The organism is Rhodococcus sp. NPDC057135, from assembly GCF_042670865.1.
In the GTDB taxonomy this organism is placed as follows: domain Bacteria; phylum Actinomycetota; class Actinomycetes; order Mycobacteriales; family Mycobacteriaceae; genus Rhodococcus_F.
In genome coordinates, this window is the sequence record NZ_JBHUUU010000010.1 from 142,013 (window position 1) to 154,154 (window position 12,142).

The 12,142-nt window shown below is 61.1% G+C and carries 11 protein-coding genes; 7 read left to right on the forward strand and 4 right to left on the reverse strand.

Features of this window, described 5'->3' with window-relative positions:
• Positions 1 to 3 precede the first annotated feature (3 nt).
• The 3 genes from ACFT1A_RS19960 (at position 4) to ACFT1A_RS19970 (ending at position 3,748) form a co-directional block, all read left to right on the forward strand.
• A complete protein-coding gene (locus ACFT1A_RS19960) occupies positions 4 to 915 on the forward strand; it encodes an acyl-CoA thioesterase (RefSeq protein ID WP_378448407.1) in 912 nt (303 codons plus the stop codon).
• 35 nt (positions 916 to 950) lie between these two features.
• Positions 951 to 2,585 carry a class I adenylate-forming enzyme family protein gene (locus ACFT1A_RS19965; protein ID WP_378448408.1) on the forward strand — a complete coding sequence of 545 codons (1,635 nt, stop codon included), beginning with the start codon at positions 951 to 953 and terminating at the stop codon, positions 2,583 to 2,585.
• A 191-nt stretch (positions 2,586 to 2,776) separates the two neighbouring features.
• Entirely contained in the window at positions 2,777 to 3,748 is a 972-nt protein-coding gene (locus ACFT1A_RS19970; RefSeq protein ID WP_378448409.1) for an alpha/beta hydrolase, read from the forward strand.
• An 89-nt stretch (positions 3,749 to 3,837) separates the two neighbouring features.
• Here the strand turns inward: ACFT1A_RS19970 and ACFT1A_RS19975 are convergent, their stop codons facing one another.
• Complete coding sequence (locus ACFT1A_RS19975; RefSeq protein WP_378448410.1) at positions 3,838 to 4,734, reverse strand: SDR family oxidoreductase; 897 nt, start codon at positions 4,732 to 4,734, stop codon at positions 3,838 to 3,840.
• 283 nt (positions 4,735 to 5,017) lie between these two features.
• Here ACFT1A_RS19975 and ACFT1A_RS19980 point away from each other — a divergent pair, with 283 nt between their 5' ends.
• Both ACFT1A_RS19980 and ACFT1A_RS19985 read left to right on the forward strand, forming a co-directional pair.
• Positions 5,018 to 5,983 carry a ferritin-like domain-containing protein gene (locus tag ACFT1A_RS19980; RefSeq protein WP_378448411.1) on the forward strand — a complete coding sequence of 322 codons (966 nt, stop codon included), beginning with the start codon at positions 5,018 to 5,020 and terminating at the stop codon, positions 5,981 to 5,983.
• Positions 5,984 to 6,071: 88 nt separating this feature from the next.
• Positions 6,072 to 6,509, forward strand: coding sequence for an SRPBCC family protein (locus tag ACFT1A_RS19985; RefSeq protein WP_378448412.1), 438 nt, complete (start codon positions 6,072 to 6,074; stop codon positions 6,507 to 6,509).
• On the opposite strand, the gene ACFT1A_RS19990 is transcribed toward ACFT1A_RS19985, so the two are convergent.
• Positions 6,475 to 7,092: a TetR/AcrR family transcriptional regulator gene (locus ACFT1A_RS19990; protein ID WP_378448413.1), complete on the reverse strand. Its 618-nt coding sequence runs from the start codon at positions 7,090 to 7,092 to the stop codon at positions 6,475 to 6,477. The genes ACFT1A_RS19985 and ACFT1A_RS19990 overlap by 35 nt on opposite strands.
• Positions 7,093 to 7,204: 112 nt before the next feature.
• Between ACFT1A_RS19990 and ACFT1A_RS19995 the strand changes: the two genes are divergently transcribed.
• Positions 7,205 to 7,888, forward strand: coding sequence for an SDR family oxidoreductase (locus ACFT1A_RS19995; RefSeq protein ID WP_378448414.1), 684 nt, complete (start codon positions 7,205 to 7,207; stop codon positions 7,886 to 7,888).
• A 25-nt stretch (positions 7,889 to 7,913) separates the two neighbouring features.
• Here ACFT1A_RS19995 and ACFT1A_RS20000 read toward each other — a convergent pair whose 3' ends face one another.
• Both ACFT1A_RS20000 and ACFT1A_RS20005 read right to left on the reverse strand, forming a co-directional pair.
• Positions 7,914 to 8,318, reverse strand: coding sequence for a DUF4259 domain-containing protein (locus tag ACFT1A_RS20000; RefSeq protein WP_378448415.1), 405 nt, complete (start codon positions 8,316 to 8,318; stop codon positions 7,914 to 7,916).
• Between the two features lie 109 nt (positions 8,319 to 8,427).
• Positions 8,428 to 9,513 (reverse strand): PQQ-dependent sugar dehydrogenase, encoded by a 1,086-nt coding sequence (locus ACFT1A_RS20005; RefSeq protein ID WP_378448416.1) that lies wholly within the window; start codon positions 9,511 to 9,513, stop codon positions 8,428 to 8,430.
• Positions 9,514 to 9,975: 462 nt separating this feature from the next.
• On the opposite strand from ACFT1A_RS20005, the gene ACFT1A_RS20010 reads away from it, so the two are divergent.
• On the forward strand, positions 9,976 to 11,811 hold the full coding sequence (locus ACFT1A_RS20010; RefSeq protein WP_378448417.1) for an acyl-CoA dehydrogenase: 1,836 nt from the start codon (positions 9,976 to 9,978) through the stop codon (positions 11,809 to 11,811).
• The last annotated feature ends 331 nt before the right edge of the window (positions 11,812 to 12,142 follow it).

Consider the following 12,142-nt stretch of genomic DNA (forward strand, 5'->3'; position numbering starts at 1 on the left):
CCGATGGACGAACTGTTGCAGCTCACCGACGCCGGCATTGCACTCGACGGGACACCTGAATTTCGCGGAACATGCTGTGCCGGTGGCCCAGATCGCACCTACGGCGGTCATGTTGTCGCGCAGGCCCTGCTCGCCGCACACCGCACCGTCGAACCTGTACGGTACGTGAACTCGCTCCACGCGTACTTCCTGTCCATGGGTCGACCGGGCGCCGAGGTGCAGTACCGAGTGCGAATCCTCCGAGACGGTGGCACCTATGCACTACGAGAAGTGACCGCCTTCCAGGGCGGCAATGCGTTGCTCACACTGACCGCATCCTTCAAGAAGGAGGAATTCGGACCCGATCGCCATATTGCGATGCCCCACGTTCCCACACCGGAATCACTTCCGGCACACAGTGAATCCGTTGATCGATTCTGGTCGGGCATCACGTCCTCGGCCATTCGTCAGGCAGTGCAAGTGCGCCCGATAAGCGGCGATTCGGCCGACGACGACGCTGCCGACCACGGCGGCGGCAGGGACCGCCGCATGTGGATTCGCATCGCAGGCGATGTCTCGAGCGATCTCGGGATGCACTCCGCCGCACTCGCGTTCTGCTCGGACCTCACGCTGGCGCGAACCGCTGCTCTCGGCCATCTCGAACTGCTCGGCGGTGGAAGTCCGCCCCAGAAGCTCTTTCTCACTTCACTCGATCACGCCGTGTGGTTCCACCGCCCTTGCCGAACCGACGAATGGTTGCTGTTCGTTCAACGCAGCCCTACGTCGGGAGACGGACGGGGTCTGGCCATTGGTGAATTCTGGACCCGCACCGGAGTTTTGGTTGCCACGGTCACTCAGGAAGTTCTCCTTCGCGAAAAGCACGCACCAACTATCGACACGCGGCCGAAGCTCGCCGCGACCATGCAGGCAGGTTAACTACGTCAGGAGTAGATATGCACGGAATGCCCTTCATGCCAGTATCTCTCGATTACCCGGATGTTGCGTTCGACGCTATCCTCGCCGGCTCGGCACTCGCCTACGGAGACCGTGTTGCTCTACGTGACGGCGACGAGGACCTCACTTTCACTGAACTCTACGATCACGCTCTCCGCATAGCGCAAGGATTGTCCGACAGGGGCATTCGACCTGGCGATCGCGTCGTTCTCCTGATGCCCAATTCCCTGTGGTACCCGGTCGCCTACTTCGGAATTCTGTGTGCGGGCGCCGTGGCATGCCCGGTCAACCACACTCAACCTACGGAGACACTGCGAGAATTGTTGGCAGAGTTCGCACCTCGAGCCGCAGTGGTTCACCCGACCAGTGTGGCGACATTTCGTGCGGCACAGAACTCGGACCTCGAATTCACCGTCGTCGCCCCTCCGACCGCGGCCGCCCCGGAGAACTGCCCGTCGCAAGACCTCGCGACCGGGGACGTCGATCTCGCTCAGCTTCTCGAGTCGCCGGCCCTCACCCGAAGACTGGCGAGTTCACAAGGCGTCGCACATCTTCAGCTCACCGGCGGCACCACCGGCCGCTCGAAGGGCGTTCAGGTTCTGCACCGCAATCTGGTGGCCAGCACGATTCAGACCACAGCGTGGCGTAGCTCGTCTCTTCCGGAAAGCGACGAAGACGGTGGCATTCGGATGGTTCCGGTACCCGCTGCTGTACACGAGAATTCGGAGCGAATGGGCGAAGGGGTCATTGCCGTCGTCGCACCGTACTTTCACGGACTGGCTCTCGTCGGACAGTGCAATCACGTACTTGCCGGTACCACTACCCTCGTACTGGGCAGGTTCGATCCACACGAGTACCTCGCGACCATCGAGCACCACCAGATCGACAGACTGATCGGCGCACCGGCGTTCTACCACCTACTCCTCGAGGCCTCGACCACATCGACTCACGATTTGAGTTCGGTGCGTTCGGTGTTCTCAGGTGCCGCCCCCATCGACACGACCACGTTGCGTCGCATGGGCGAGACATTCCCGAACGCGAAGGTCATCGAGGGTTACGGGCTCAGCGAGGCGACAACCATTCTCACCAATCAACTCAACAACCCAGATGCGCGATCACCGATCGGCAGCGTAGGTCTACCGGTCTTCGACACACGAATCTCACTGCGAGACATGGAAACCGAAGAAGAAGTCGAGACCGGTGAAGTGGGCGAGATCTGGGCAAGTGGACCGCAAGTCACCGCCGGGTACTTCGCCGCACCCGAACTGACCGCGCTCCAATTTCGTGGCGGTTGGCTCAAGACCGGAGACTTGGGCAGATTCGACAGCGAAGGAAATCTGTTTGTCGTCGGCCGGAGCAAGGACATGATCATCTACAAGGGGTACAACGTATATCCGGTTCAGCTCGAGGAGGTGCTCTGCTCCCACCCTGGCGTCGCGCAGAGTGCGGTGATCGGCAGGGCAAAGCCCGAAGTCGGGCAGATCCCGGTGGCCTTCGTCGTCAGATCACCGGACACGACAATGGTTTCGGCTTCCGAACTGGTGGAATACGTGAGTGAGAGGGTGGCTCCCTATCAGCGTATCCATGCAGTCGAGTTCATCGAAGCGCTACCTTTGACTGCAACGGGAAAAGTGCAGAAGTCGAGGTTGTAGTTCCCGGTGGTGCGATGACCGGGACGGGTATCTGCGGCGGGCAGGCGGAGCTGGGATCAGCGCGCTGTGCGAGAGCCAGGAGGACGAGGACGATGTCAAGTGGGAGCGTCCGCCAGCCGTCGGACGAAGGAACGGCAATCTCCTCCAAACAATTGGAGACGCGAGGGAGACATCCGCCGCAAAATGGAGGCATGCCGACATTCCCCACTCTCGACCCAGAACTCGCTGCCGCGGTCACCATGCTCCCGAAGATCGATTTCGCCGATCTTCCCGCCGCTCGGGCAACATTCGACGCCTTGATCGGCACACTCCTACGGGATCTGTCGTTCGACGGAGTACGCCTGCGAGAAGTGACAGTCCCAGGGCTCGGCAACGACCCGGACGTCACCATCCGATTCTTCACTCCAGACAACATCGTCTGCCCGATTCCCGTTCTCCTCTGGATACACGGAGGCGGGTTCGCAATCGGCACAGCAGCTTCCAGCGATCCTTTCTGCGTCGAAGTTGCGCGTGAACTCGGATTTGCCGTTGCCAATGTCGAGTACCGTCTCGCGCCGGAGACTCCGTTTCCAGGCCCCCTGAGCGACTGCTACGCGGCTTTGACCTACGTCCATGCTCACGCGGACGAACTGGGCATCGATCCCACTCGCATCGCGGTGGGTGGACAGAGTGCGGGAGGTGGGCTTGCCGCAGGAATCGTATTGAAAGCAAGAGACGAGGGCATCGTGCCTGTTGCGTTTCAACTTCTCGAGGTTCCCGAGCTCGACGACCGGCTGACAACACACTCGATGACGACATTCGTCGACACCCCGGCGTGGAGTCGGCCCAACGCGATCTTGTCGTGGCGGCACTACCTCGGTGAGTCGTACTCCGGTCCGAGTGATCCGAATGTTTCGATCTACGCGGCGCCCGCACGCGCCACCGATCTCCGCGGTCTGCCGCCCACTTACGTGTGCACCATGGAGTTCGATCCGCTTCGCGACGAGGGAATCGAGTATGCCCTCCAGCTGCTGCGTGCCGGTATCAGTGTCGAGTTGCACTCGTACCCGGGCACATTTCACGGATCTTCTCTGGTCGCAACCGCTGAGGTCAGCAGACGTGCCAGCGCTGAAGCGCTCGACGCACTCAGAAGAGGCCTGCGCGTGGTGTCACCAGAATCGTAGAGCTGCGAGATGGAGCGGTTGACGTCCGGCTTGCCGAGCTTCACCAGAACCCGGCCGCATTTCGCGGATTGCCGTGACACCTCGCGTGTTCAGGTGAGAGGCTTCCCGCCCGTCACACCGATGACTTCCCCAGTGGTGTAGCTGGATTCGCCGGATGCGAGAAATACATAGGCGGGGGCAAGCTCGGCCGGCTGACCTGCCCGCCCGAGTGGAACGTCGTCCCCGAATGTCTCGAACTTCTCCTTGGGCATCGTCGCCGGAATCAGTGGCGTCCAAATCGGTCCAGGTGCAACGGCATTGACCCTGATGCCCTTTCGTGCGACATCGGCGGCCAGCCCCTTGGTGAAGTCGATGATTCCGGCCTTCGTCGTGGCGTAATCGAGCAACTCGGGAGAAGGAGACGCACCTTGGATGGACGAGGTGTTCACGATCGTCGAGCCGGGCTTCATCTGCGCAATGGCTGCCTTCGAGAGCCAGAAGAGAGCGTAGAGGTTAGTTTTCATCACACGGTCGAATTGTTCGGTGGTGATGTCGGCGATGCCGCCCATCTGCACCATCTGAAACGCTGCGTTGTTCACCAAGATGTCGAGTCCTCCGAGTTCACGCACCGCGGTTTCGACCAAAGCAGAACAATGTTCCTCACTTCGGAGATCTCCCGGCACCGAGACGGCTTTCCGACCTGCCTCTTCGACCCAGCGAACGGTTTCCCGAGCGTCTTGTTCTTCCTCGTCGAGATAACTCAGGACAACGTCGGCGCCTTCCCTCGCAAATGCAATCGCGACCGCTCGTCCGATTCCCGAATCTGCTCCGGTGACGATCGCACGCCTACCTTCGAGTCGACCACTTCCTCGATAGGTGTTTTCACCGTGGTCGGGAGGAGAGATCATGTCTGCGGTGAATCCGGGGTGGGCGATCTCCGGCTGCCGCTCACGTATGGGGGCAGGGAATCGCGTCGTCGGGTCCTGCATTGCGTACTGGTCCGGCATATCGGTGCTCCTCGGTTGGCGCAGTTTCTGGGTGGACTTGTGGATGGACACACAGCACATGCCACCTTCCCGCCGACTCGAAATCGAAACCTCGGGGTGGCCCGTGTCTCACTCGTCCAGGCAATGGCAATCTGTTCATTCGCCGTGGTTGCCAAACGGTGGTTACCAAGCGGTAGGTCGGGGTAGCCCGCGTAGCGGCGGTGGATCCGCGGCCCGCGGAGCACTCGTCGAGCAGAAGCTGAACATCACGTAAAGCACGCACCGACGAAGGGACGACCCCGATATGAGCAACTCCGAAACCACGTCCGCCTTGATCACCCAACTGCGAATCCTCCTCGGTCTGACACACGCCGAAATCCAGGTCGCCGAAACACGCGTCGCGCAGGCCAGAACCGAGGCTGTTCGACGCGAACTCACGGAAAACGCTGAGAACGGTCGCGAAAGAGCCAGTTCGATCGAGACCACCATCCGCGATCTGGGCGGCGTACCCGAACTGATCGGTCCGTTCATCGGACGGGCGACTGCCGGAATGAAAGCAATGGTCGAACAGGCTCAGCCCTTCGACGAGGCGATCCTCGGCGACCTCGGGCTCGAACATCAGCTCCTCGACCGTTCCCGCTACCTCAAGGCCCTGGCCACCGCCGGCGGCGATCAGACCGTCGCGACATTGGCCGACCGACTCATCACTGCACATTCGGCGACTGTGGACTGGCTGACGACCGTCCTGGCTGAGGAGGCACTCGGCGGACCGGCGGCTTTGCGGCGCACTCCGATGCAAGCTGCCACCGGCGCGGCGATACGGCTGGTCAACGTTCCGGTCTCCTGGTCCACCCGCAGTCTCGACCGTGCCATCGACGCGGTTCGCACCTCGCCGCCGGTACTGGGTGAGCTGATCAGCTGGGGCGCATATGCCGGTGACGTGACCGTGAAGACGCTCTCGGCCAGTAGGGATGCGGCTATTGCCACTGCAGAAAAAGTCACCCGTCGAGAAGGCGCGGACGGCGCCGCAGATGTCTTCCGTTCAGTACGGAAGTCGAGTGGGCTACTCGAGCCCACGGAACTTCCCATCGAAGACTTCGACGAACTCAACGTCACCCAAGCCGTCTCCGCGGTGAAAGAACTGACCGAGGCCGCACAGGTACGAGACATCGTCGCGTACGAGGAAGCGCACAAGAACCGACACGGCGTCGTCTCCGCTGCTCAGGCAAGACTCGCGGCGATCGCCCAGGAAGTCGTCGGAATCAACTAGAGCACTCGATCGAGATGCTCTGTGTCTGACTCTTGGAACCGGATACGCGAGAGTTAGACCTACGAGACCGAACCGAAAGGCACGAAACATGGTCGAAGTCACCCGAAAGTTCACCGCCGAAGTACCGATCGAGAAGGCGGCCGCGTTTCTCCGCGACTTCGCCAACGCCCCACTGTGGGATCCGGGCACCGAGAGTTGCACCCAGATCTCGGACGGTCCGATCACAATCGGAACCCAGTGGCACAACGTGTCCAAGCTGTTCGGCATCGGCACCGAACTGACGTACACCTTGGTGACCGACGAGCAGACTCACGTCGTACTCGAAGGCAAGAACAAGACCGCTACCAGTACCGACGACATCACCTTGACCGCGATCGGCGCAAGCTCCACCGAAATCAACTATCGAGCGAACGTCGAATTCAACGGCGCGGCCAAGATCGCCTCCCCACTCCTGAAAGCGGGATTCGAGGCCAAGGTGGCACCCGAAACGGTCAAGAAGATGACGAAGGCTCTCGAAGCCCTCTGATCAGTGCAGCGCGCGCGGAATCGAGAATTTCCTCGGAGAGAGGAGAACCCTTGGTAGCTCGCGAGAGAACTAGTGCACCGAGTATGGTGGAGAGCCGGACGAGACCGTCGGCTTCATCGTCGGGCTTTTCGTCGGCTTTTTCGTCGGCTCGTTCGTCGGCAAGGGCTGCGGCGAAATCCCCGACTCCCTCCGTGTAAACCCGACGGGCCTCGCTGTCTGCAGGCTCGCGCGCCATGTCGGCCGCGAGCGCGGCAGCGGGGCATCCGTCTGCCGGGTTGTCGCGATGCTCCACGGAGAGGTAGTTGTCGATCAGGGCTTGCCGAGCCTCGTCACGTTGCCCGGCATGCCTTTCCAGTCCCGCAGCGTGCAGCTGAGTCAGTTCCGCAAAGGCATGGGCGGTCGCTTCGTCGATGAGCGCATCCTTGGACGCGAACTGCTTGTAGAAACCACCGTGGGTCAGCCCTGACGCCTTCATCAAGTCGGCAACGCTGAGGTGAGTGCCCTTCTCTCGGAACAGGCGAGCTGCGGTTTCCACGACGCGCCGACGGTTCTCTTCCGCTTGTTGCTGCGATACGCGGCCCATCAAACGCCTTCCTGTTTGGATTTCACTTGACATCTATCTTAGCTCGAACTTAGATTTGATTCATAATCTAACTGTCGGAGCCGCCGACGCTAGCCACAGCACTGGGAGAATCATGGATCTGAACAACACGGTTGCCATCGTGACCGGGGCCAATCGCGGGCTCGGACGCCATTTGGCCGCGGGGCTCGTCGAACGCGGCGTAAAGGTGTACGCAGCCGCCCGCAATCCGGAAACTGTCGATCTGCCCGGTGTCATTCCCCTGAAATTGGACGTGACGGACACCGAATCGATCGCGGCCGCGGCACGCACCGCCTCCGATGCGACGTTACTGGTGAACAACGCAGGTATCTCTACCTCGGCACCGTTGATCGTCGGCGACATCGATGACGTTCGCCGCGAGCTGGACGTCAATTTCTTCGGCCCACTCACCGTGACCCGAGCCTTTGCTCCCGTCATCGAAAACAACGGCGGCGGAACAGTACTCAACGTTCTTTCGGTACTGTCCTGGTTCCATCCGGCCGCACTCGGGTCTTACGCGGCATCGAAAGCCGCGGCGTGGGCGATGACCGACGCCGTTCGTGAAGAACTGGCGCCGCGCGGAATCTCCGTCTCGGCATTACATGTCGCGTACATGGACACCGACATGGCCGCGGGCGTACGCGCCGAACAGAAAATCGATCCTGCCGATGTCGCCACTCAAGCACTGGACGGCATCGAAAGCGGGTCGGCCGAGATCCTCGCCGACGACACCACCCGATACGTCAAGCAGAGCCTGTCCTCGTCGAACTCCGCATGACCAAGATCCTGTTGGCGGGTGACACTCATCCCACCGCTTTGAGACTGGCCAATCTGCTCAGAATCGGTGCCCGCCAAGCCTCGAGGTCTTCCGGGCCGTTCTCTTCCCACAACTCGTGCAACTCCGACGAGTCGCTGTCGGAGACTGCGCGCTCGAGCGCGGCGAGGACCCAAGCCTTCTGCTCCGGACTCAAGGTTCCGACGTAACCGGCGGCATCAATGTCGCTTAGCTGCACAGGCTTCGGCGCAACCCCGTGCGCAACCGCAAGGATCTCGGCGACAGCGATGGCTGTTTGAGCATCATCGGCATCGAGGTAGCCGTCGTCGGGGTGGCGTGCGTAATCGTCGATGTCGTAGTCACCCGCCTGTACTGCGCTGAGCAGGTCGCCCGCTACGTCGTTGTCGAAAGGTCCTGAACCCCAAGTCCCCATGCCGTCTCTCCGATCCGTACCCGCGATATCTGTCGTCTCGATAGTAGTGAATCACTGGCAACAGACGGGATCCCAGGAAGGGAGGTGCTGTACTCACCGGATATCGACATCAGCGCAACGGAACGCGAATGATGCGGTCGTCACCGGGGTTCGGGTCGCCGCGACCGTCGGTGTTGTTCGTCAGTATCCACAGCGATCCATCGGGAGCGATGGCAACGTCGCGAAGGCGTCCGTATGTGTCGACGAACTGCTCGTCAGCCGTTGTGGGGTCGGTCAACGGCACAGCCCGGAGTCGCTCACCGCGGAGGTTGGCGATGTAGATCGTGCCGTCGTGGATGACGATTCCGCTGGGGCTGGCGTCATCAGGTGACCATTGTTGGAGCGGGTCGATGAATCCGTCTTCGCCCGCAATCCCTTCGACCTCGGGCCACCCGTAGTTTCCGCCTGCTTCGATTTTGTTGAGCTCGTCCCAGGTGTCCTGCCCGAACTCGCTGGCATACATCGTGCCGTCCTCGGTCCAGGCAATGCCCTGCGAGTTGCGATGCCCGTAGCTGTAAACAAGCGAGTTCGGAAACGGGTTATCTTGCGGCACATCACCATCCGGCGTCATGCGAAGGATCTTCCCGGACAACGAATCGAGATCCTGAGCCCGGTCGCGGCCACCGGCATCACCGACGGTGGCGTACAGCATCCCGTCCGGGCCGAACGCGATGCGACCACCGTTGTGGTAGTTGGCCGACAGGAGGCCGTCGAGAATCGTCTCAGCCGGCCCGAGGGCAAGCGCTCCGGGATCGCCGGTGATTCCATGACGTTCGATCCGGTTTTCGCCGTCAGCGGTGAAGTACACATACAGATCGTTTTCATGTACTGCCATCCCGAGGAGACCACCCTCGCCCCTAGGCCTGACGCCGTCAATAACTCCCACCTCACGGGCGCTTCCGCTGTCGTCGACTTCGAGGATTCGTGCGCTGTCGCGCTCACTGACAAGTGGCGTCCGGCCGTGGAAAGCGATCGACCAGGGCGCGTCCAAGCCGTCGGCGAAGCTCTCGGGTTCACCGAACGCCGCGGCGGGCGCCGATCGTGTTGCCGTGCTTGCCCCCGGACCAGGCCCTTCAGTGTCCTCGGTACTGCAAGCAGTCATCAAGGCTGATACGAGCACGGCGGCGCCAAGTCCTCGGATCTGTCGTCGTGTCATGGGCGCCTCTCCCCGGTTCGGACAGTAATTACCCCGACGGTAGCGCGAATTGGTCCATGAAACGGGAGCGACTCGGCGTTCGGCGCCGCCGCGACCGATCGAGGAACACCTCCGCTACCAACGGGGGACACTCCTGGTTCACCGAGTTGCGTACACACTGATCACGGCGACTGCGCGCGATCCCTGAGGTGAGGATCATTACTTCGTTTGGTGTGCAACCTCTTTGAACCGACTTGGGCATCGCACAGGCATTCCTCGACCGCCTCCCGCCCACGTTCGGCAACCGATTGTAAGAGTGCATGTTTCGAAGCACACCGCAAAGGCGTTACTTCACAGCAACGGCGCCGATCTCAACCTACGGTTGCGTACTGAATTCCTTGTGGGGCAGGCTTTCTTGTGTACCGCTGACGAGCCGTATTGCTGACAACGCCGTATTGCTGACAACACCAGGGTCGGAGAACAATGGGTCACTACAAAAGCAACGTGCGCGATATCGAGTTCAATCTGTTCGAGGTACTCGGGATCGGCGAACTGTTGGATGCCGGTGCTTACGGGGACCTCGACACCGACACTGTGCGCAACATTCTTGCCGAAGTAGCGAGGCTGGCGGAGGGCCCGGTTGCCGCATCCTTTGCCGACGCGGATCGAAACCCTGTCGAATTCGACGCACCCAACCACGCGGTCATCGTCCCGGAACCCCTGCGCAAGACCGTCGAGGCGGTGAACGAGGCTGGTTGGTCGCGGCTCGGACTACCGGAGGGCATGGGCGGCGTTCCTGCTCCTGCGCCGTTGGTCTGGGCGATCGGCGAGATGTTGGTCGCGGCAAACGGATCGGCGAGCTTTTTCAACATGGGTCCGCTGATGGCAAGCGTGCTCTACAGCATCGGCAACGAACAGCAAAAGCACTGGGCCAAAGAAGGATTCGAGCGCGGTTGGGCCGGTACGATGGTACTGACCGAACCCGACGCCGGATCCGATGTGGGCGCAGGCCGGACAAAGGCAATCGGGCAGGACGACGGCACGTGGCACATCGAAGGCGTCAAGCGGTTCATCTCCGGTGGCGATGTCGGAGACACGGCCGAGAACCTCTTCCACTTGGTGCTTGCCCGCCCCGAGGGAGCCGGACCCGGCACCAAAGGGTTGAGTCTGTTCTACGTTCCGAAGTTCCACTTCGATTCGAAGACACTCGAATTGGGTGAGCGAAACGGCGTCTACGTCACAGGTGTCGAACACAAGATGGGCCTAAAGTCTTCCCCGACCTGCGAACTCACATTCGGGGCGACGGACGTTCCCGCCGTCGGCTGGCTCGTGGGTGATGTGCACAACGGTATCGCCCAGATGTTCCAGGTGATCGAGAATGCCCGGATGATGGTGGGCACCAAGGCTACCGGAACGTTGTCCACCGGCTATCTCAACGCCTTGGAGTATGCAAAAGAACGAATTCAAGGCGCGGACCTCACCGAACTGACAAACAAAACCGCACCCCGCGTGGCCATCACCCATCACCCCGACGTCCGACGCAGTCTGGCGATGCAGAAGGCGTATGCCGAAGGCCTCAGAGCGGTTTACCTCTACACTGCCGCACACCAGAACGCCGATGTCGCCGAATTGGTTTCGGGCGCCGACGCCGAATTGGCGGCACGCGTGAACGATCTGCTGCTGCCCATCGTCAAAGGCGTCGGATCCGAGAAAGCCTACGAACTGCTCACCGAGAGCCTGCAGACTTTGGGCGGCTCCGGTTATCTACAGGACTACCCCATCGAGCAGTACATACGCGATGCCAAGATCGACACCCTGTACGAGGGCACCACGGCAATCCAGGCGCAGGACTTCTTCTTTCGGAAGATCGCCCGTGACCGTGGTGTTGCGCTCGCTCACGTAGCCGGTCGCATACGAGAGTTCATCGACAGCGAGGCCGGCAACGGTCGTCTCAAGGCCGAGCGAGTATTGCTCGAAACCGCGTTGACCGACGTGCAAGAGATGGCCGGGACGCTCACCGGTTATCTGATGGGTTCCCAAGACCAGCCTTCCGAGTTGTACAAAATAGGCCTCGGCTCGGTGCGCTTTCTGTACGCGGTGGGTGACCTGCTCATCGGATGGCGACTACTCGTACAGGCCGAAATCGCGCTGGCAGCCTTGGATCGCGACGCGTCGGAAAAGGATCGGTCGTTCTATCGGGGCAAGGTGGTCATCGCGTCGTACTTCGCGAAGAATATATTGCCCATCCTGGCGTCGACGAAAGAAATCCTGGGTTCCCTCGACAACGAGATCATGGAACTGGAGGAAGAAGCGTTCTGACAACGTGCCAGGGATCTGCAAAGCCGCTGGCACGGCCCTGATACGTACATGCAGAACTGCGTGTGGACGGTATCGATGCTCGGTGACGGTCACTGCCACTTCGCGCTCGACGCTGGTCCGCGGCCGAGGGACAAGAGTGCAGGAACCAGTCCACTGATCGGCCTCAGGTTCGTCGGGCCACACATCGAACAGCCTGCGCAGGAGCTGAGGGCTCTGATCGCCGGAGAAGTTCAAGATGAGCTAGCCCGCAGATTTCCCTTTGTGCACTGGCCCATTGAAGAAGATCGATTTTTGATGCCGGCAATACGAGACGGACGCGCGGTATGGGTGG